The organism is Flavobacterium terrigena (genome assembly GCF_900108955.1).
GTDB lineage: Bacteria > Bacteroidota > Bacteroidia > Flavobacteriales > Flavobacteriaceae > Flavobacterium > Flavobacterium terrigena.
On the sequence record NZ_FNYA01000002.1, the window covers coordinates 676315 to 695261 of the forward strand.

The following is an 18947-nucleotide window of genomic DNA, read 5'->3' on the forward strand; positions in this document are numbered from 1 at the left end:
AAACCATATTGTCATGAAAAAAGCAGCTTTACTATTCCTACTCATTTCAAATTTTTTGTCATCACAAACATGGCAACCCTTAACTTCTATTCCAAGCAATACAGTTGGAGGTAATCAACGTTTTGATGATGTCTTTTTCTTAAATGAGAATTTAGGATGGGCTGCTAATGGAGGTTTTGCAGAAGTTTTCAAAACTACTGATGGTGGTGCAACTTGGACTTCACAAATCACTTGGCAGTTACTTGGCAGTTACCATTATTTTAGAAATATAGAATTTTTAGATGAAAATATTGGTTTTTTAGGCACATTAAATCAGAAATTTTATAAAACTATTGACGGCGGAACGACTTGGAGCCTAGTTACAAACATTACCCCAAATCCAGTTGCCATTTGCGGTTTAGATTGTGTTGGAACATCAACTGTTTATGGATGTGGTACTTATTACGGTCCTCCTCTAATTATTAAATCAACAGACAGCGGAAATACTTGGCAATATATTGACATGTCTGCTTATGCAAATGCTTTAGTAGATATTAATTTTATAAATGAAAATATCGGTTTCGTAACAGGAAATAACGCAACTGGCGGAGTTGTTTTAAAAACTATTGATGGAGGAACTACTTGGACACAATTATTAAATACAGGCACTAATGGAGATTTTGTTTGGAAATTACAAGTTTTAAGTTCTAATAACAATGTACTTTTTGGCTCAGTTGAAGCTGCTTCACCAAACATTGGAAGATTAGCCAAAAGTATTGATGGTGGACTAACTTGGACCTTACAAAATGCGCCGGAAAGCGAGATACAAGCAGTTGGTTTTTTAGATGAAAATCACGGATGGATGGGCGGACATACCACCGGATTTTATGAAACTATAGACGGCGGTGCAAGCTGGACAAACACTGGTGTTGGCAGTAATTTAAATAGAATATTTTTCATAGGTAACACAGCTTACGCAAGTGGAAGAACTATATATAAAATGAGTAGTCTTTTATCTAATCCCGATTTTGAAGAGCACAACAGGGTTAATTTAAACGTTAAAGTTTCGCCTAATCCAGTGGTAGATAAACTAAACATTGAAATTGATTTCCCAGCAGAAGATCATATCATAATTGACTTATATGATAGCACTGGAAAATTAGCAAAAAAACTTGTTAAGGATGACATTAATACAGTTGGTATAAAAAAATATTCATTTGACTTCCCTTATCCAACAGGAACATATTTTATCAACTTTCACTCTAACACTGGAAGACAATCTACAAAAATCATAAAAAATTAATTATTTCTGAAGTTCGTACATTCTCGCAATATACTTTCCAACGACATCAAATTCTAAATTTACTTTTGTACCAATTTCAAAAGTATGAAAAATGGTATTTTCGAATGTATATGGAATAATTGCTACGCTAAAACTGTCTTTTTTAGAATTCACAACCGTTAAACTTGTACCGTTTATAGTAATAGAACCTTTTTCGATCGTAATATTATTTAAAGCGGTATCATATTCAAAAGTAAATTCCCAACTACCTTCTTTATCTTGAATGTTTGTACAAATTGCCGTTTGATCCACATGTCCTTGTACAATATGTCCGTCCAATCTGTCACCTAATTTCATGGCTCTTTCAATATTGACTTTATCACCAATTTGCCATAAACCTAAAGTCGTTTTATCAATCGTTTCTTTTATTGCAGTTACCACATGTTTATCGTCAAATAAATTCACAACTGTCAAACACACACCATTATGTGCCACACTTTGATCAATTTTCAATTCATTCGTAATATTTGTTTGAATTGTTAAGTGTATATTTTCCTGATCTTTTTTAATATCTGAAATTATTCCAAGAGTTTCTACGATACCTGTAAACATATGACGGTTTATTTTTATAAATTTGCATCAAAATTAAGAAATAAAAATGGTAAAACATTCCGAAAATATAATTGTTGGTGTTTCTATTGGAGACATGAACGGCATTGGACCAGAAGTAATATTAAAAACGTTTGAAGATACTCGAATGTTAGAAATATGTACGCCTGTTATTTTTGCCAATGCTAAAATTGTTTCGTTTTTAAAGAAATCGTACAATTTAAACGCATTCATTCAAGGAATTGACAAATTAGACCAAATCGTTTTAGGGAAAATAAACGTTTTAAATGTATGGCGTGAAGGCGTTAATTTAGAAAACGGAAAACTTGACGAAGAAATTGGAAAATACGCTATAAAATCTTTTCAAGCAGCTACATTGGCTTTGAAAAACAATCAAATTGATGTTTTAGTTACGGCGCCAATCAACAAATACAACATTCAAGCAGAGGATTATAAATTCGCTGGTCATACTGATTATTTAAACGAACAATTAGAAGGTGATGCGTTAATGTTTATGATTCATGAAGACATTAAAGTTGGTTTAATTACGGATCATGTGCCAATTGCAGATTTACCAAAACATATCAATTCGAAATTAATTGAGAAAAAAATTACCACGATAAACAAAAGTTTAGTTGCCGATTTCAAAATCAACAAACCAAGAATTGCAGTTTTAGGATTAAATCCACATAGCGGTGATAATGGTGTGATTGGAAAAGAAGACGATGAAATTGTAAAACCAAGTTTGGAGAAAATTTTCAAAAGTGGAATTCAAGTTTTTGGCCCGTTTTCGGCAGATAGTTTTTTTGGTTCGAACCAATATAAAAATTACGATGCTGTTGTAGCGATGTATCACGATCAAGGATTAATACCTTTTAAAACCCTTTCTTTTGGCGAAGGAGTGAATTTTACAGCAGGGTTAAATAAGGTAAGAACATCACCAGATCATGGAACTGGTTTTGATATTGCTGGTAAAAATATAGCGGATGAAGGTTCGTTCAGAGAAGCTGTTTATAGTGCTATTGACATCTATAAAAACAGAATCGAATATAATGAACTAACCAACAATCCATTAAAAAAGGCATCTGGAAAAGTTTAATTTAAAAAAAAGCAAAGAAAATTATTGTAATTCCAATATTTTTGTATCTTTGCACACCCTTATAAAAAGGGTAAAACTGATGTTATGGACATATTAAAAGAATTTTTAATCCCATTTTCAGGATTAAAACTGGGTAAACACCAGTTTGAGTTTCAAGTAAACAATACGTTCTTTACTCATTTTGGCTATGATGAATTTAACAGTTCGGACATCAAAATGAAAGTCATATTAGAGAAAAAAAGCAATATGCTTGAATTAAATTTTTCACATAGTGGAACTGTAAATGTTCCATGTGATTTAACCAATGAAGATTTTGATTTACCTATTAAAGGGAAAATGAAGTTGATAGTTAGATTTGGAGAAGAATTTAATGATGAGAATGATGAGTTTATCATCTTACCTCATGATGAATTTCAAGTAAATGTTGCCCAGTACATTTATGAAATGATTGTGTTATCTGTTCCAACAAAAAGAATTCATACCGGCATAAAAGACGGAACATTACAAACAGAAGCATTACAAAATTTGGAAAAATTTTCTCCTACTGAAACAAAAGCAAAAGAGATTAAAGAAATAGACCCAAGATGGGAAGGTTTAAAGAAACTATTAACGGATAAAAAATAGAGTAAAATGGCACATCCTAAACGTAGACAGTCATCGACTAGAAGAGACAAAAGAAGAACACACTACAAAGCATCTGCACAACAAATTGCAACTTGCGTAGTAACTGGTGAAGCTCACTTATACCACAGAGCTTACTGGCATGAAGGTAAAATGTATTACAGAGGTCAAGTTGTTATCGACAAGACTGAAGCAATGGCATAATTACATTAAAATAAATGAGAAACTCTCACTCACGTGAGAGTTTTTTTATTTTAAGTAAAATTATATAATAGTATTTTAAGAAAATTCCGAAATATTTCGTAATTTTCGCCTCTTTACGCACATAAATTTGCAAAGAAAATTATTTATTTATGAATAAAATTACTGCCGCAATTACTGCAATTGGCTCGTATGTACCAGAATACGTATTATCAAATCAAGTTTTAGAAACTTTGGTTGATACTAATGATGAATGGATAACATCTAGAACCGGAATAAAAGAGAGAAGGCTTTTAAAAGAAGAAGGCGAAGGAACATCTTACCTTGCCATAAAAGCTGCTCAAAATCTCTTAGAAAAAGCAAAACTAGACCCGAAAGAAATAGACTTGGTGATCATGGCGACTACCACTCCGGATATGCCTGTGGCAGCAACTGGTGTGTATGTAGCTACACAAATTGGCGCAACGAATGCTTTTGCATACGATTTGCAAGCAGCTTGTTCAAGTTTTCTTTTCGGAATGTCAACTGCTGCTGCTTTTATTCAGTCTGGAAAATATAAAAAAGTATTATTAATTGGAGCCGATAAAATGTCTTCAATTATAGATTATACCGACAGAGCAACATGTATTATCTTTGGAGATGGTGCTGGTTGTGCTTTGTTTGAACCCAACTACGAAGGTTTAGGACTACAAGATGAAATTCTTAAATCAGACGGAATTGGTAGAGAGTTTTTAAAAATCGATGCTGGTGGTTCTATTTTACCTGCATCTGAAGAAACAGTTAAAAACAAACAACATTTTGTATTCCAGGATGGAAAAACGGTTTTCAAACATGCCGTATCTGGAATGGCTGATGTGAGCGAAAAAATTATGGAACGCAATAACTTATCTCACGATGATGTTAATTGGTTAATCGCACATCAAGCAAACAAAAGAATTATTGACGCAACTGCGAACAGAATGAATGTTGATGAATCTAAGGTATTAGTAAATATCCACAGATACGGAAACACAACTTCTGCAACTTTACCATTACTTTTAGCAGATTTCGAAGATAAATTTAAAAAAGGAGATAATTTAATTTTTGCCGCTTTTGGTGGTGGATTCACATGGGGATCTATCTACTTAAAATGGGCATATTAACAATAACAAACTATAACTAAAACAGCTTAATTATGGATTTAAAAGAAATTCAAAACCTAATCAAATTTGTATCTAATTCTGGAGTAGCAGAAGTGAAATTAGAAACTGGTGATGTAAAAATTACTATTAGAACTACTTTAGAAGGTAATTCTCCTGAAATCACATATGTACAACAAGCGCCAATGCAACAAGCTATTCAAGCTGCACCAGTAGCTCCGGCTGCAGTTGCACCAGTTGCTGCAACGCCTGCTGCAGATACAACAGCAGAAGATAATTCAAAATACATTACTATAAAGTCACCAATGATTGGTACTTTATACAGAAAACCAGCTCCAGACAAACCAATGTTTGTTGAAGTAGGTACAACAATCAACAAAGGAGATGTAGTTTGTGTAGTTGAAGCTATGAAATTATTCAACGAAATTGAATCTGAAATTTCAGGTAAAATTGTAAAAGTTTTAGTTGACGATTCTTCTCCAGTTGAATTTGACCAACCATTATTTTTAGTTGACCCATCATAAAAAGTTAGAAGTTAGCCCTTCGACGAAGCTCAGGATGACAAGAAGTTAGAAGTTTTTAGTACTTCTTATTTGTCAAATTGACACATTGTCTAATTATCTAATTATAAAAATATGTTTAAAAAAATATTAGTTGCCAATAGAGGTGAAATTGCTTTGCGTATTATTCGTACGTGTAAAGAAATGGGAATTAAAACAGTTGCCGTTTATTCTACTGCAGACGCCGAAAGTTTACACGTAAAATTTGCTGACGAAGCAGTTTGTATCGGACCTCCACCAAGTAATTTATCTTACTTGAAAATGTCTAACATTATTGCTGCAGCAGAAATCACAAATGCAGATGCCATTCACCCAGGTTATGGTTTCTTATCTGAAAATGCAAAATTTTCTAAAATTTGTCAGGAACACAACATCAAATTTATTGGTGCTTCACCTGAAATGATTGACAGAATGGGAGATAAAGCTTCGGCAAAATCTACCATGATTGAAGCTGGTGTGCCTTGTGTACCAGGTTCTGTTGGGATTTTAGAATCATACGAACAAGCAGAACAATTAGCTGCTGAATTCGGATATCCAGTAATGCTGAAAGCAACTGCTGGTGGTGGTGGAAAAGGAATGCGTGCTGTTTGGAAACAAGAAGATTTATTAAAAGCTTGGGAAGGTGCTCGTCAAGAGTCAGCTGCCGCTTTTGGTAATGACGGTATGTATTTAGAAAAATTAATTGAAGAACCAAGACATATTGAAATTCAAATTGTTGGTGATTCATTTGGTAAAGCTTGTCACCTTTCTGAAAGAGATTGTTCAGTTCAAAGACGTCACCAAAAATTAACAGAAGAAACTCCTTCTCCATTCATGACAGATGAATTAAGAGATAAAATGGGATTAGCTGCTGTTAAAGCTGCTGAATTCATTAAATATGAAGGTGCTGGAACAGTTGAGTTTTTAGTAGACAAACATAGAAATTTCTACTTCATGGAAATGAATACTCGTATCCAAGTAGAACACCCAATTACAGAACAAGTAATTGATTACGATTTAATTCGTGAACAAATTATGGTAGCAGCAGGTATTCCAATTTCTGGGAAAAACTATTTACCACAATTACACTCAATCGAATGTCGTATTAATGCTGAAGATCCTTACAACGACTTCAGGCCTTCACCAGGAAAAATTACGGTTTTACATTCGCCAGGCGGACACGGTGTTCGTTTAGACACACACGTTTATGCTGGTTATACAATTCCACCAAATTACGATTCAATGATTGCAAAGTTGATTACAACAGCGCAAACAAGACAAGAGGCTATCAATAAAATGAAGCGTGCTTTAGATGAGTTTCATATTGAAGGAATTAAAACAACTATTCCATTCCACAGACAATTGATGGATCATCCTGATTATGTTGCTGGAAATTACACAACTGCCTTTATGGACACTTGGGTAATGGATGCTAAAAAAGAAGAATAATTATTCTTTAGATATAAAAAAAGCTGATAAAATTTTATCAGCTTTTTTTATATCTATGTTTTTTTTTATTTTTTCAAGTCTTTTATCACACTGAAAGCAACATCAATCTGATTTTCATTTACAATAATTGTAAATTCATTACTTGTTGAAATTACTTCATCAATTGTAATACCTTCCCAAGCTAACGATTGGAAAATGTAATAATATACTCCAGGAACTGAAACGTTCTCATGAGGTAATTTTACTGTTATTGAAGATAAATTTTCGTTTTTACTTAAAAGTTTTTCCGATTTTAAACATTCTTCAACAATTGAATTTACTTCAGAACTTACTACAATGTTCGTTTCGTTTACTCCACGAGAAGAAGTGTAAAATAAGTTTTTATTCGTCTTAATTTCGAACATTAATTTAGATTGATTTTCTAATAATGTTTCTGAAATCTCATACGTATAATCTGTTAGCGAAGAACGAACCGTAATTTCACCTAAATTTTGCAATACTTTCGCAACTCGGTGACTAATTTTAAAATCTAATTCCTCAGAAATTCTTTTTAAAGCCATTACAACAGCACCTTGCTTAATATCTTTACCTAAATGCATTTCAATTTCAGGCATGATAATTCTTGCTAATGATGTTAAATTTATTATCCCTTCAGATAAAGAACTTAATAAAAACGGCTTTGTTTTTAAATATTTTTCAACTACTGATGCAACTGTTTTCATATTTGTTTGTGTGTTTGTGTGTTTTGTGTATGTGTTTCGTTTGCAAATATATAAAACAAAATGTTATAATTATAACTTAATTATCAAAATAATAGAAAGCTTCTTCCAGATGTTCAATTTTAACATTTCCTTCACATACATGAATCGCAATTATATCAAAGCGAACTTCCACATCTAAATCATTGGCTATAACATACTCATTTATAGCTTTTACTAATAATTTTATCTTTTTGGGTTTGACAAAATCTTGTGGTAAGCCGAAATCGACACTACTTCTTGTTTTTACTTCAACAACAGCTAAAAAACAATCTTTTTGAGCAATGATATCAACTTCTGCTTTTTGAAAGGTCCAATTCGTTTCTAAAATTTCATAACCTTTCTCTGTCAAAAAATCTACAGCTAATTCTTCTCCTAATTTTCCTAATTCGTTATGTTCTGCCATTTATTAAAATATCAATTATCAATTGGTCAATATGACAATTATTATTCGAAAGTTAATTTAATTTCAGTAGCATTCACTTCAAAAGAAACTTGACTTCCTAAAACCAAAGTTCTGTTATCTTTTTGATGTCCGGCACAAAATTCAAAAGCGATAGGAATATTTAAATCTTTTGCAATCTCTGAAATAATTTGTACTTCATTTTGTCCAAATGGAATTTCGTTATCATGCATGTCTCGCATACTTCCCACAATAATTCCTTTTACGTTTTTGAAATAGTTATTGCGTTTCATATTGTACAACATTCGGTCAATATGATATAAATATTCATCTAAATCTTCAATAAAAAGAATCTTATCTTTGGTTTCTATAGACGATTTCGAACCTAATAAACTATAAATAATAGACAAATTCCCACCAACTAATTCTCCTTTTGCCAAACCTTTTTTATCATACGATTTTGAAGGAATAGTGTAAAAATTCTTAATTCCGAAAAGTGCATTTTTAAAAGTTTCCTTCACTTCTTCTGGCGCTTTCGGAACTGTAAAAGGCATAATCGAATGTAAAGTCGCTACATTTAATGTATTAATATGACTATGTAAAACCGTAACATCGCTAAAACCCATTATCCATTTTGGATGTTTTTTGAACTTCGAAAAATCAATCATATCAATAATTCGAACTGTTCCATAACCTCCACGAGCACACCAAATCGCTTTAATATTATCATTGTCTAATTGCTCCTGAAAATCTGCTGCTCTTTCTGTATCTGTTCCACCAAGTTGACAACTATCTAAACCTATCGTTTTTCCCAATTTCACTTTCAATCCCCAAGATTCTAATAAATCTATCGCCGGTTTGGCTTCTTCAGGAAAAAATTTACGAGCTGTACAAACAATAGCAACGGTGTCGCCTTTTTTTAAATAAGGTGGAATTTTCATTTTGTTTTGCGAATAGGAAATTAAAGATACTAAAAGTATCAGAGAATATTTGAACATTAATTTTTTGAATTAAAAAATCTTGAACTCAAAAATAAACAAATTCAAAATAAATTCGCCTATTACTACGTAAAAACTTATTTTTGCATTAAATATTATCTCAAATTATCTTCTTTAGAAGATTTAAACAGATTAATGTTTTCACAATAACTAAAATAAAAACTTTGCGGCGCCTTGCGATAAACTTTGCGTCTTAGCGGTAAAACAAAAAATATGTTACAAAATCCAAAAAGATATACCATTACAGCGGCATTGCCATATACAAACGGACCAATTCATATTGGCCATTTAGCAGGTGTTTACGTTCCTTCTGATATTTATGCTAGATACTTACGCCTTCAAGGTAAAGATGTAGCCTTTATTTGTGGAAGTGATGAACACGGTGTTGCGATTTCAATGAAAGCCAAAAAAGAAGGAATTACACCACAAGAAGTAATAGATAAATATGACGGGATTATTAGAAAATCGTTTATCGATTTCGGAATTTCGTTTGATAATTATTCACGAACTTCATCTGAAATTCATCATAAAACTGCTTCGGAATTTTTTAGAAAATTATACGATAAAGGTGATTTTATCGAAGAAACAACAGAACAATTATACGATGCAAAAGCCGATCAGTTTTTAGCTGACCGATTTGTAACAGGAACTTGTCCAAAATGTGCTAACGAAGAAGCATACGGCGACCAATGTGAAAAATGTGGTTCGACTTTAAATGCAACGGACTTAATCAATCCGAAAAGTACTATCACTGGAGAAACTCCAATTTTAAAAGCAACAAAACACTGGTTTTTACCCTTAAATAGATACGAATCTTTCTTAAGAGAATGGATTTTAGAAGGTCATAAAAACGATTGGAAACCAAATGTTTACGGACAAGTGAAATCGTGGGTTGATGGTGGTTTAGAACCAAGAGCCGTAACACGTGATTTAGATTGGGGAATTGATGTTCCAGTTGAAGGTGCGGAAGGAAAAAAACTATACGTTTGGTTTGATGCGCCAATTGGTTACATTTCGTCAACTAAAGAATGGGCTGCCAAACAAGGAAAAGATTGGGAACCGTATTGGAAAGATGCAGATACGAAATTAGTTCACTTTATCGGAAAAGACAATATTGTATTCCATTGTATCATTTTCCCTGCGATGTTAAAAGCAGAAGGAAGTTATATTTTACCAGATAATGTACCAGCAAACGAATTCTTAAATTTAGAAGGAAATAAACTTTCGACATCTAAAAATTGGGCGGTTTGGTTACACGAATATTTAATGGATTTCCCAGAAAAACAAGATTCGTTACGTTATGCCTTAACAGCGAATGCTCCAGAAACAAAAGATAACGATTTCACTTGGAAAGATTTTCAAGCGAGAAATAATAATGAATTAGCCGCTATTTTCGGAAATTTCATTAACAGAGTTGTCGTTTTAACGAATAAATATTACGATGGAATTGTTCCAACGCCAAACGAATATTCAGAAGTAGATTTACAAACATTAACTGAACTAAAAGCGTATCCAGCCGTAATTTCAAGTTCAATTGAAAGATACAGATTTAGAGAAGCTTTAGGTGAATTAATGAACGTAGCACGTTTAGGAAACAAATATTTAGCGGATGAAGAACCATGGAAAATGGTGAAAGAAAATCCAGAACGTGTAAAAACTCAAATGTATGTAGCGCTACAAATTGCTACAGCCTTACAAATTTTATGCGAACCGTTTTTACCATTTACTTCTGAAAAATTAGGAAAAATATTGCTAAGCAAAGTTTCTTCTTGGAATGATGTTTCTACTAAATCAGATTTATTAGAAGCTAATCATAAAATTGGTCAAGCCGAAATATTATTCGCACAAATTGAAGATGCAGAAATTCAAAAACAAATAGACAAATTGGAAGCTACAAAAACAGCCAATCAAATAGAAAACGCAACGGTAACTCCGCAAAAAGAAACGACATCTTTTGAAGATTTCGCAAAAATTGATTTGCGAATTGGAACAATCATCGAAGCAGAAAAAATGCCAAAAGCCAACAAATTATTGGTTTTAAAAGTAGATACTGGAATTGATGTAAGAACAATCGTTTCGGGAATTGCAGAACATTTTACACCAGAAGAAGTCATTGGTAAAAAAGTAACTGTTTTAGTCAACTTAGCACCAAGAGCGCTACGTGGCGTAGAAAGTGAAGGAATGCTTTTATTAACAAACACACCAGAAGGAAAATTAGTTTTCGTAAATCCAGATACAGACGGTGTAGGTAATGGAGCGGTAATTGGTTAAAAAAATAAACAAATGAATCAAAAAACAATCGCATTTGATGCAGACGACACGCTTTGGCACAACGAACCTTATTTCGATGAGGCACAAGCAAAATTTTGCGAATTGTTTCAAGATTTTGCTTCTAAACAAGAGATTTTACAGACTATTCTAAATCATCAGGTTAGAAATTTACCTTTGTATGGCTTTGGAATTAAAGCATTTACATTATCCATGATTGAGTCGGCGTTAGAATTAACTAACCATCAAATTAATGGAACTGTAATTGAAAAAATAGTTGCTATTGGTAAAGATTTATTGCAAAAACCAGTAGAATTATTACCCAACGTTACTGAAACTTTAGAAGAACTAAAAGGCAAATATAAATTGGTTGTAGCAACAAAAGGCGACTTAAAAGACCAACATAGAAAATTACACGATTCTGGTTTAGGGCCATATTTTCACCATATTGAAGTGATGAGCGATAAAACAGATTTGGATTACACCAAAATGCTAAATCGTTTAGAATGTGAGCCAAAAGATTTCATCATGATTGGAAATTCATTAAAATCTGATGTGTTACCAGTTTTAAATATTGGCGGAATTGGAATTCATATTCCGTATCACACGACTTGGGAATACGAAAAAATTGATTTTGAAATTCAACACGAAAATTTTAAATCGATTTCGAACTTAACGGAACTTTTTGAGATTTTATAGTTAAAAGAATGAAGCAAGAACTCGACATATCAACCTGGAACAGAAAAAAGCACTTTGAGTTTTTCTGCAAATTTGAGGAACCTTTTTTTGGCACAACCATTCAATTTGATTGTACAAAAGCACATGCCAAAGCCAAAGAATTAGGAGTGAGTTTCTTTGCCTATTACTTACACAAAACTTTAGTAGCTGCTAATACTATAGAAAATTTTAAATACCGAATTCATGATGGAAAAGTATTTATTTACGACAAAATAAATGTGTCATCAACCATTTTACGTGACGATAAAACGTTCGGATTTTCAGAAGTGGAGTTTGATGAAGATTTAAATGTTTTTATTGAAAATTACAATACCGAAGCAATTCGAGTACAAAATACCACAGGACTTTTCTCAAGAGAACATGGTCAAAATATTATTCATTTTTCAGCCGTACCTTGGATTAATTTTACAAGTATTTCACATTCAAGAAGTTTTACTTTTCCAGATAGTTGTCCGAAATTTTCTTTTGGAAAAATGACAACTGAAAACAATAAAAAATTCATGTCTATGTCGGTTCACGTGCATCACGGATTGGTTGACGGCTATCATTTAGGTTTGTTTTTTGAAGAATTTGAAAGATTAATGAATGCATAAAAATAAAAAAGAGCAACTTTTCATGTTGCTCTTTTCATTTAAACACAGTTTAAACTGCATTCAATATTGCTAAAATATCATCTCCAAATTTATCTGCTTTTTGTGGTCCAAAACCTTTAATCTGTTGTAATTCGTCGAGGTTACTTGGCTTATACATGGCTAAATCTATTAATTCAGAATTGTGACAAATCATATAATTTTTTTGCTGTAATTTTTCTGCTTTCTCCGTTCGCCATTGTTTCAAATACACATAAACTTGTTGATCTTTCACGCTTAAATCTTCAAATGATTTACGTTCCAATCTCGCTGGTTGTGATGTCTCATTTTCTTCATAATGCACAATCAAAGACCAATAGTTTTCTGCTTCAACATATTGCGTACTAGATTTCTTAAAAGTTACTGTCGCTAAAAATTCGTTCAACACATTTTGGTCTGCTTCCAACACATCTGCTTCCAATCCGATAGAAAATACTTTAACTTTCATTGTGAAATTATTTACTTAACAACAAGATTTCATTAATTACAACTTCTGTGATGTAACGTTTCACACCATCTTTATCGTCGTAACTTCTGTGTGTAAGTTTTCCTTCCACAGCAACTTCTTTACCTTTAGTCACATATTTTTCAATAATCTCAGCCGTTTTTCCCCAAGCGGTTACTCGGTGCCATTCGGTTTTTTCGACTTTATCACCATTGTCTTTGTAATATACTTCGTTTGTAGCAATGGAAATATTTGCTAATTTTTTACCTGTCTCTAAATTTTTGATTTCTGGTTCCTGACCAACGTGTCCGATTAATTGTACTGAATTTTTCATAATGGCGTGTAAATTTAATTTTGTGTGTATCTATCTTGAATTTTCTTATTTATTTCCTCCTAACAACAGAATTTCTGTCGCAATAATTTCGGTTACATATCGTTTGATTCCATCTTTGTCATCATAATTTCTATAAGACAATTTTCCTTCAATGGCAATTTCCTTACCTTTTGTCACATACTTTTCAATGATTTCTGCTGTTTTTCCCCAAGCTGTAAATCTGTGCCATTCGGTTTGTTCTATTTTTTCACCTTTATCATTCGTATAAGAATCATTTGTGGCTAATGTTACATTGGCTACTTTTTTGTCGTTAACTGTTTTAACTTCTGGCTCCTGCCCTACGTGTCCGATTAATTGTACTCTGTTTTTCATAATGGCGTTTATTTAATTGTTTTTAATTTGAATTATGCAATTCGCATTTATCTTAGATTTAGCCCAAGGAAATGCTCATGTCATGGCGTTTAAAATTTAAATGTTTATAATAATTATTTTTTTGTTTGATGAACTCTTTGTTTCATTTCGACAGTGCAAAGATGTGGTGACTTCAAAAGATTATTCGGTTATTATTCATTTAATATCGATTGTAAGTGTTTGTTGTCGTTTGTAATTGGTCTATATTTTTACTATATTTGTTGTAAACCAACTACATATGTCAATTACAATAAACAAAGTAGAATTACGAAATTTACAAATTGAAGATTACAAAGAATTAAAAAAATCCATGATTGAATCTTATCCAGAAATGGTAAATTCATATTGGAAAGAAGAACATATTGAAAAATTATTAGCAGTATTTCCTGAAGGTCAGCTTGTAATTGTAGCCGACGGAGTAGTTGTTGGTTCTGCTTTATCTATTTTAGTTACGGAAGATTTTGCTTTCAAAACCAAAAACTACAAAGCAATTACAGGAAATTATACGTTTTCAACGCACAATCCAAAAGGAGAAGTTTTATACGGGATTGATGTTTTTATCAATCCAAAATACAGAGGTTTACGATTAGGCAGAAGATTATATGACTCTAGAAAAGAATTAAGTGAGCAATTAAACTTAAAATCTATAATTTTTGCAGGAAGAATTCCAAATTATGGAAAACATGCTTCTGAGTTAAATCCAAAACAATATATCGAAAAAATAAAACGAAAAGAACTATATGATCCTGTTTTATCATTCCAATTAAGTAATAATTTTCATGAAGTCCGTGTGTTAAAAAACTACTTAGAAGGCGATGTCGAATCACAAGAATATGCTGTTTTATTAGAATGGAATAACGTTTATTACGAAGACAATCCCAGATTGATTAATACAGAAAAAAGTATTGTTCGATTAGGCTTAATTCAGTGGCAAATGCGCTCCTTAGGAAATATAGAAGCGTTATTTGAACAAGCGGAATTTTTCATTGACGCTGTATCAGGCTATGGAAGTGATTTTGCTTTATTTCCAGAACTGTTTACAGCGCCGTTAATGGCCGATTACAACCATCTTTCCGAAGCAGAAGCGATAAAAGAATTGGCCCGACATACCGATGCTGTAAAAAAGAAATTTCAAGAATTTGCAATCTCCTATAACATCAATATTATTACTGGTAGTATGCCTTATTTAGAAGATGGACATGTATATAATGCAGGCTTCTTGTGTAAGCGCGATGGAACCAATGAAATGTATCGAAAAATTCATATAACTCCAAACGAAATCTTTTATTGGGGAATTACAGGAGGCGATACCATTCAAACTTTTGATACCGATTGTGGTAAAATTGGAATTGTAATTTGTTATGATGTAGAATTTCCTGAACTTTCAAGATTGATGGCGGATGAAGGAATGAACATCTTATTTGTTCCATTCTTAACAGATACTCAAAATGGTTATACCCGAGTAAGACATTGTGCACAAGCGCGTGCTATTGAAAACGAATGCTTTGTTGCTATTGCAGGCTGTGTTGGAAATTTACCAAAAGTAAACAACATGGACATTCAGTTTGCGCAATCGGCAGTTTTTACACCATCCGATTTTGCATTTCCAAGTAACGGAATCAAAGCTGAAACCACACCAAACACCGAAATGACATTGATTGTAGACGTTGACATTAATCTTTTAAAGGAGTTACATGAACATGGAAGTGTTAGAGCTATGAAAGATCGTAGACATGATTTGTACCAACTTAAAAAACTAAAATAAATGAAAACACTATTTTTATTTTTAACTTTTTCGACTTTAGTATTTTCTCAAAATACACTACAATATAACGACGAAAAAGGTTCGCCAAACGCGACTTTAGAAGACGTGAAATGGCTTGCTGGAAACTGGAAAGGCACATCTCCATTTGGAATTTGTCAAGAAAACTGGGATACACCAAGCGGAAAAACCATGATGTTTTGCTTTAAAATGTTAAGCGACAACAAAGTTTCTTTTTACGAATTAGGTCATATTATTGAAAAAGACAAAACCTTATTACTTCAAATCAAACATTTCGGTGGCGATATGAAAGCGTGGGAAACAGGTGAAGTTAGCGAAGATTTCAAGTTTATTAAAATTGACAAAAACAGAGCTTATTTTGATGGTTTAACTTATGAAAATGTTTCTGCTACTGAAATGAATGTCTACGTGTATTTTGAAGAAAGCAAAGAAGAAGTGAAATTTACATTTACCAAGTAAGATGACTTTAGAAAACTTAAAATTTCCGATTGGGCCATTTGAAATGCCTCAAGAAGTTTCCGCACCTCAATTGAAAAATTGGATCATAGAAATTGAGCAATTACCTGAAAAATTGGAAGCCATTACATCTTCTATTTCTGTTGAAGAATTAAATTATTTGTACCGACCAAATGGCTGGAGCATCAAACAAGTGATTCATCATTTGGCCGATAGTCATATTAATAGTTTTATCCGATTTAAATTGGCTTTAACTGAAGAAATTCCAACAATTAAACCTTATCAAGAACATTTATGGGCCGAATTAATTGACGGAAAATCCGATGATATTGAAAGTTCTATATTAGTCTTAAAAGGTATTCATACCAAATGGACACTTTTACTAAATAGTTTAACTACGGAACAATTAGGACGAAAATATTATCATCCAGAAAACAAAAAAGAACACACGCTAATAGAAGCGATTGCTTTGTATGCTTGGCATTGCAACCATCATTTAGCACATATCAAACAAGCATTAGAATATAAAGGAGAATTTTAATTATGAAGAATTGCTTAGAATGTGGCGATAAAATTGTAGGCCGAGAAGACAAAAAGTTTTGTAGCGACGGTTGCAGAAATGCCTACAATAATAAAATGAATAAAGATCACACCAATTTGATGCGCAACATCAATAACAAATTGCGTAAAAACTATAGAATTTTAACCGAATTAAATCCGGAAGGCAAAACCAAAACCACTAAAAATAAATTAATTAGTAAAGGTTTCGATTTCGATTTACTGACTTCCGTTTACACAACAAAAACAGGAAATACCTATTATTTTGTGTACGACCAAGGTTATATGGCGATAGAAAATGAAGGATATGTGTTGGTTAAAAAAGATAATTAATAAATGTTAGAAAATAAAAGAATTTCAATATTAGGTTGTGGTTGGTTAGGGTTTCCGTTAGCCAAAAAATTAATTGAATCAGGTTACGAAGTAAAAGGTTCCACAACTTCTGAAAACAAATTAGACGTTTTACTATCGAATAAAATCGAACCTTATTTAATAGCACTTTCTGAACATGAAATCACTGGAAATATTTCCGAATTTTTAAATGATTCCGAAATTCTAATCATAGATATTCCGCCAGGATTAAGAAAAATTTCGGAGACTACTTCTGAGAAAACGTTTGTAAATAAAATCAAAACTTTACTTCCATTTATTGAAAATTCTAATATTGAAAAAGTGATTTTTGTGAGTTCGACATCTGTTTATGGTGATTCGGTTTCTATTCCTACAGTTACAGAAGAAAGTATTTTACATCCTGATACAGAAAGTGGTAAACAACTTGTTGAAGTTGAAAATATATTCCGAAATAATCGCAATTTTGAAACAACCATTATCCGTTTTGGTGGCTTAATCGGCGAAGACCGAAATGCAATAAAAATGCTAACTGGAAAAACCAATGTTGCCAATCCGGAAGCGCCCATAAATTTAATTCATCAAGAAGATTGTATTGAAATTATTTGTGAGATGCTGAAACATGACAAAACATGGAATGAAACGTTTAACGCCGTAGCACCCAATCATCCGACAAGAAAAAACTATTACATACAAAAAGCAATAACTTTAAATTTACCCAAACCAAAATTTTCGGAAACTGAAGCGAATATTGGAAAAATTGTTTCTAGTGAAAAATTGGAGACTGTTTTGGGATATGCTTTTAAAAATCCGAAATTAGATTAATATCATTTCCTCATACGTCAAAATAGTTTCATAACCTTTTGAAATGAAATATTGGGTTGGATTTTCTTTAGAAAGTACCATTACAAAATCGCCGCCCCAAGCGCCTAAACTTTTTATAGTGCCTTTGAAATCGTGAAATAAACGTTCCTTTATGGTTTCTATTTCTAAAATATCGCTTAAAATAATTTCGTGATGATGTAATAAATCGGTTGTGGTTTGTAAACTTGGTGAAAGCACTACTCTATTCGTAATTTCAGAAATGGTTGCGGTTTTGTTCGTTAGAAATTGTTGTTTGTTCATGTAATTCTGAATCGCGCGTCGGCTATTTTGCTTCTGATTCAAATAAACAAAATAAATATTTTCTGTGTAATCTGGAGTGAAATCAACCACCTCAACAATTGGTTTTTCTTCCGCATCTAACTGATACGTAATCGCCGAATTATGTTGCGCGCAAGCAATGTCATAACCGCTTCCGCCAAAACTTTTTCGTAGTAATTCGAAGGCATCAATCTCTAACCATTGTGCAATATTGTTGATTAATGTCGATGATGTTCCTAAACCCCAATTTCTTGGAAAGGTCAATTCTGTTTCAATTTTAAAACCTGTTTCCGAAGCCAAAAACTCAGGGTTTTGAATATTCGCTTGATGTAAAATTTCAACTAAAGTATGTTTTATAGGATGCTCTTCTTCAAAGTCTTTTCCAGCAATAATTTCATCAAAAGTCAGTTCGGTTTCAAACCAAATACTTTTATCGGCATCCAAACTTTTCCAAATTATTTTTTTTTCTACAATTGTCGAAACTTCTAACGATTGCCCAAATTTTGTAGGCAACGCTAAAGCTTTTGCGCCATTTAAAACCAAATATTCTCCAGTGATTAGGAGTTTTCCGTTAGAGTAGAATGTATTTTTCATATATTTTGCCACGAAGGCACTAAGGCGCTAAGTTTTTTTTGCTTTTGTTTGTGTTAATTGGCACGCTGATTTAACAGATGCTTCGCAACGCTGATTTTTTTGTTTGCTTGTTTTGGCACGCAGATTTAAAGGATTTGAAAGGATTTTTTTATTCAAAAACACT

At 32.5% G+C, this 18947-nt stretch carries 23 protein-coding genes; 15 read left to right on the forward strand and 8 right to left on the reverse strand.

Going from position 1 to position 18947, the window contains the following annotated elements:
* Positions 1-13 precede the first annotated feature (13 nt).
* Complete coding sequence (locus BMX42_RS06425; RefSeq protein ID WP_091310700.1) at positions 14-1282, forward strand: T9SS type A sorting domain-containing protein; 1269 nt, start codon at positions 14-16, stop codon at positions 1280-1282.
* On the opposite strand, the gene BMX42_RS06430 is transcribed toward BMX42_RS06425, so the two are convergent.
* The gene (locus BMX42_RS06430) at positions 1283-1873 is read right to left on the reverse strand and encodes a riboflavin synthase (protein WP_091310703.1); all 591 of its coding nucleotides are present in this window, start codon (positions 1871-1873) and stop codon (positions 1283-1285) included.
* Positions 1874-1919: 46 nt separating this feature from the next.
* Between BMX42_RS06430 and pdxA the strand changes: the two genes are divergently transcribed.
* The 6 genes from pdxA to accC all read left to right on the forward strand — a co-directional run bounded on the left by pdxA (position 1920) and on the right by accC (position 6918).
* On the forward strand, positions 1920-2969 hold the full coding sequence (gene pdxA / locus BMX42_RS06435) for a 4-hydroxythreonine-4-phosphate dehydrogenase PdxA (RefSeq protein WP_091310706.1): 1050 nt from the start codon (positions 1920-1922) through the stop codon (positions 2967-2969).
* An 84-nt stretch (positions 2970-3053) separates the two neighbouring features.
* Positions 3054-3593 carry a YceD family protein gene (locus BMX42_RS06440; RefSeq protein ID WP_091310709.1) on the forward strand — a complete coding sequence of 180 codons (540 nt, stop codon included), beginning with the start codon at positions 3054-3056 and terminating at the stop codon, positions 3591-3593.
* A 6-nt stretch (positions 3594-3599) separates the two neighbouring features.
* Positions 3600-3794 (forward strand): 50S ribosomal protein L32, encoded by a 195-nt coding sequence (gene rpmF / locus BMX42_RS06445; protein WP_091310713.1) that lies wholly within the window; start codon positions 3600-3602, stop codon positions 3792-3794.
* A gap of 149 nt (positions 3795-3943) precedes the next feature.
* A complete protein-coding gene (locus tag BMX42_RS06450; RefSeq protein WP_091310716.1) occupies positions 3944-4933 on the forward strand; it encodes a beta-ketoacyl-ACP synthase III in 990 nt (329 codons plus the stop codon).
* A gap of 32 nt (positions 4934-4965) precedes the next feature.
* A complete protein-coding gene (gene accB / locus BMX42_RS06455) occupies positions 4966-5454 on the forward strand; it encodes an acetyl-CoA carboxylase biotin carboxyl carrier protein (protein WP_091310718.1) in 489 nt (162 codons plus the stop codon).
* Between the two features lie 111 nt (positions 5455-5565).
* Complete coding sequence (gene accC, locus BMX42_RS06460; RefSeq protein WP_091310721.1) at positions 5566-6918, forward strand: acetyl-CoA carboxylase biotin carboxylase subunit; 1353 nt, start codon at positions 5566-5568, stop codon at positions 6916-6918.
* A 65-nt stretch (positions 6919-6983) separates the two neighbouring features.
* Here the strand turns inward: accC and BMX42_RS06465 are convergent, their stop codons facing one another.
* From BMX42_RS06465 to BMX42_RS06475, 3 genes are all read right to left on the reverse strand, one after another.
* The gene (locus BMX42_RS06465) at positions 6984-7640 is read right to left on the reverse strand and encodes an aspartate kinase (protein WP_091310725.1); all 657 of its coding nucleotides are present in this window, start codon (positions 7638-7640) and stop codon (positions 6984-6986) included.
* A gap of 76 nt (positions 7641-7716) precedes the next feature.
* Positions 7717-8082, reverse strand: coding sequence for a YraN family protein (locus tag BMX42_RS06470; protein ID WP_091310729.1), 366 nt, complete (start codon positions 8080-8082; stop codon positions 7717-7719).
* 41 nt (positions 8083-8123) lie between these two features.
* Complete coding sequence (locus tag BMX42_RS06475) at positions 8124-9020, reverse strand: S66 peptidase family protein (protein ID WP_245748262.1); 897 nt, start codon at positions 9018-9020, stop codon at positions 8124-8126.
* Between the two features lie 270 nt (positions 9021-9290).
* Here BMX42_RS06475 and metG point away from each other — a divergent pair, with 270 nt between their 5' ends.
* Genes metG through BMX42_RS06490 form a run of 3 tightly spaced genes read left to right on the forward strand, consistent with a single transcriptional unit; the run spans position 9291 to position 12676 of the window.
* The gene (gene metG, locus BMX42_RS06480) at positions 9291-11348 is read left to right on the forward strand and encodes a methionine--tRNA ligase (RefSeq protein WP_091310736.1); all 2058 of its coding nucleotides are present in this window, start codon (positions 9291-9293) and stop codon (positions 11346-11348) included.
* Between the two features lie 12 nt (positions 11349-11360).
* The gene (locus BMX42_RS06485; protein ID WP_091310740.1) at positions 11361-12044 is read left to right on the forward strand and encodes an HAD family hydrolase; all 684 of its coding nucleotides are present in this window, start codon (positions 11361-11363) and stop codon (positions 12042-12044) included.
* Positions 12045-12052: 8 nt separating this feature from the next.
* Positions 12053-12676, forward strand: coding sequence for a chloramphenicol acetyltransferase (locus BMX42_RS06490; protein ID WP_091310744.1), 624 nt, complete (start codon positions 12053-12055; stop codon positions 12674-12676).
* A gap of 49 nt (positions 12677-12725) precedes the next feature.
* On the opposite strand, the gene BMX42_RS06495 is transcribed toward BMX42_RS06490, so the two are convergent.
* The 3 genes from BMX42_RS06495 to BMX42_RS06505 are packed head-to-tail and all read right to left on the reverse strand — an operon-like array spanning position 12726 to position 13863.
* Positions 12726-13160, reverse strand: a complete 435-nt coding sequence (locus BMX42_RS06495; protein WP_091310747.1) for an HRDC domain-containing protein — start codon at positions 13158-13160, stop codon at positions 12726-12728.
* Positions 13161-13167: 7 nt separating this feature from the next.
* Positions 13168-13491, reverse strand: a complete 324-nt coding sequence (locus BMX42_RS06500) for a single-stranded DNA-binding protein (protein WP_091310750.1) — start codon at positions 13489-13491, stop codon at positions 13168-13170.
* 45 nt (positions 13492-13536) lie between these two features.
* On the reverse strand, positions 13537-13863 hold the full coding sequence (locus BMX42_RS06505; RefSeq protein WP_091310754.1) for a single-stranded DNA-binding protein: 327 nt from the start codon (positions 13861-13863) through the stop codon (positions 13537-13539).
* 277 nt (positions 13864-14140) lie between these two features.
* Between BMX42_RS06505 and BMX42_RS06510 the strand changes: the two genes are divergently transcribed.
* Genes BMX42_RS06510 through BMX42_RS06530 form a run of 5 tightly spaced genes read left to right on the forward strand, consistent with a single transcriptional unit; the run spans position 14141 to position 17872 of the window.
* Entirely contained in the window at positions 14141-15667 is a 1527-nt protein-coding gene (locus tag BMX42_RS06510; RefSeq protein WP_091310757.1) for a carbon-nitrogen hydrolase family protein, read from the forward strand.
* Positions 15668-16144, forward strand: a complete 477-nt coding sequence (locus BMX42_RS06515) for a DUF6265 family protein (RefSeq protein ID WP_091310760.1) — start codon at positions 15668-15670, stop codon at positions 16142-16144.
* Between the two features lies 1 nt (position 16145).
* A complete protein-coding gene (locus BMX42_RS06520) occupies positions 16146-16682 on the forward strand; it encodes a YfiT family bacillithiol transferase (protein WP_091310763.1) in 537 nt (178 codons plus the stop codon).
* A 2-nt stretch (positions 16683-16684) separates the two neighbouring features.
* Positions 16685-17032: a hypothetical protein gene (locus BMX42_RS06525; RefSeq protein ID WP_091310766.1), complete on the forward strand. Its 348-nt coding sequence runs from the start codon at positions 16685-16687 to the stop codon at positions 17030-17032.
* Positions 17033-17035: 3 nt separating this feature from the next.
* The gene (locus BMX42_RS06530) at positions 17036-17872 is read left to right on the forward strand and encodes an NAD-dependent epimerase/dehydratase family protein (RefSeq protein ID WP_091310770.1); all 837 of its coding nucleotides are present in this window, start codon (positions 17036-17038) and stop codon (positions 17870-17872) included.
* Here BMX42_RS06530 and BMX42_RS06535 read toward each other — a convergent pair.
* A complete protein-coding gene (locus tag BMX42_RS06535) occupies positions 17864-18784 on the reverse strand; it encodes a GYDIA family GHMP kinase (protein ID WP_091310773.1) in 921 nt (306 codons plus the stop codon). The genes BMX42_RS06530 and BMX42_RS06535 overlap by 9 nt on opposite strands.
* Between the last annotated feature and the right edge of the window lie 163 nt (positions 18785-18947).

Excerpts from the sequence above, each read along its gene's own strand:
- BMX42_RS06425 (WP_091310700.1), top strand. The coding sequence starts at position 14 with ATGAAAAAAGCAGCTTTACTATTCCTACTCATTTCAAATTTTTTGTCA.
- BMX42_RS06430 (WP_091310703.1), bottom strand. The coding sequence starts at position 1,873 with ATGTTTACAGGTATCGTAGAAACTCTTGGAATAATTTCAGATATTAAA.
- pdxA (WP_091310706.1), top strand. The coding sequence starts at position 1,920 with ATGGTAAAACATTCCGAAAATATAATTGTTGGTGTTTCTATTGGAGAC.
- BMX42_RS06440 (WP_091310709.1), top strand. The coding sequence starts at position 3,054 with ATGGACATATTAAAAGAATTTTTAATCCCATTTTCAGGATTAAAACTG.
- rpmF (WP_091310713.1), top strand. The coding sequence starts at position 3,600 with ATGGCACATCCTAAACGTAGACAGTCATCGACTAGAAGAGACAAAAGA.
- BMX42_RS06450 (WP_091310716.1), top strand. The coding sequence starts at position 3,944 with ATGAATAAAATTACTGCCGCAATTACTGCAATTGGCTCGTATGTACCA.
- accB (WP_091310718.1), top strand. The coding sequence starts at position 4,966 with ATGGATTTAAAAGAAATTCAAAACCTAATCAAATTTGTATCTAATTCT.
- accC (WP_091310721.1), top strand. The coding sequence starts at position 5,566 with ATGTTTAAAAAAATATTAGTTGCCAATAGAGGTGAAATTGCTTTGCGT.
- BMX42_RS06465 (WP_091310725.1), bottom strand. The coding sequence starts at position 7,640 with ATGAAAACAGTTGCATCAGTAGTTGAAAAATATTTAAAAACAAAGCCG.
- BMX42_RS06470 (WP_091310729.1), bottom strand. The coding sequence starts at position 8,082 with ATGGCAGAACATAACGAATTAGGAAAATTAGGAGAAGAATTAGCTGTA.
- BMX42_RS06475 (WP_245748262.1), bottom strand. The coding sequence starts at position 9,020 with ATGAAAATTCCACCTTATTTAAAAAAAGGCGACACCGTTGCTATTGTT.
- metG (WP_091310736.1), top strand. The coding sequence starts at position 9,291 with ATGTTACAAAATCCAAAAAGATATACCATTACAGCGGCATTGCCATAT.
- BMX42_RS06485 (WP_091310740.1), top strand. The coding sequence starts at position 11,361 with ATGAATCAAAAAACAATCGCATTTGATGCAGACGACACGCTTTGGCAC.
- BMX42_RS06490 (WP_091310744.1), top strand. The coding sequence starts at position 12,053 with ATGAAGCAAGAACTCGACATATCAACCTGGAACAGAAAAAAGCACTTT.
- BMX42_RS06495 (WP_091310747.1), bottom strand. The coding sequence starts at position 13,160 with ATGAAAGTTAAAGTATTTTCTATCGGATTGGAAGCAGATGTGTTGGAA.
- BMX42_RS06500 (WP_091310750.1), bottom strand. The coding sequence starts at position 13,491 with ATGAAAAATTCAGTACAATTAATCGGACACGTTGGTCAGGAACCAGAA.
- BMX42_RS06505 (WP_091310754.1), bottom strand. The coding sequence starts at position 13,863 with ATGAAAAACAGAGTACAATTAATCGGACACGTAGGGCAGGAGCCAGAA.
- BMX42_RS06510 (WP_091310757.1), top strand. The coding sequence starts at position 14,141 with ATGTCAATTACAATAAACAAAGTAGAATTACGAAATTTACAAATTGAA.
- BMX42_RS06515 (WP_091310760.1), top strand. The coding sequence starts at position 15,668 with ATGAAAACACTATTTTTATTTTTAACTTTTTCGACTTTAGTATTTTCT.
- BMX42_RS06520 (WP_091310763.1), top strand. The coding sequence starts at position 16,146 with ATGACTTTAGAAAACTTAAAATTTCCGATTGGGCCATTTGAAATGCCT.
- BMX42_RS06525 (WP_091310766.1), top strand. The coding sequence starts at position 16,685 with ATGAAGAATTGCTTAGAATGTGGCGATAAAATTGTAGGCCGAGAAGAC.
- BMX42_RS06530 (WP_091310770.1), top strand. The coding sequence starts at position 17,036 with ATGTTAGAAAATAAAAGAATTTCAATATTAGGTTGTGGTTGGTTAGGG.
- BMX42_RS06535 (WP_091310773.1), bottom strand. The coding sequence starts at position 18,784 with ATGAAAAATACATTCTACTCTAACGGAAAACTCCTAATCACTGGAGAA.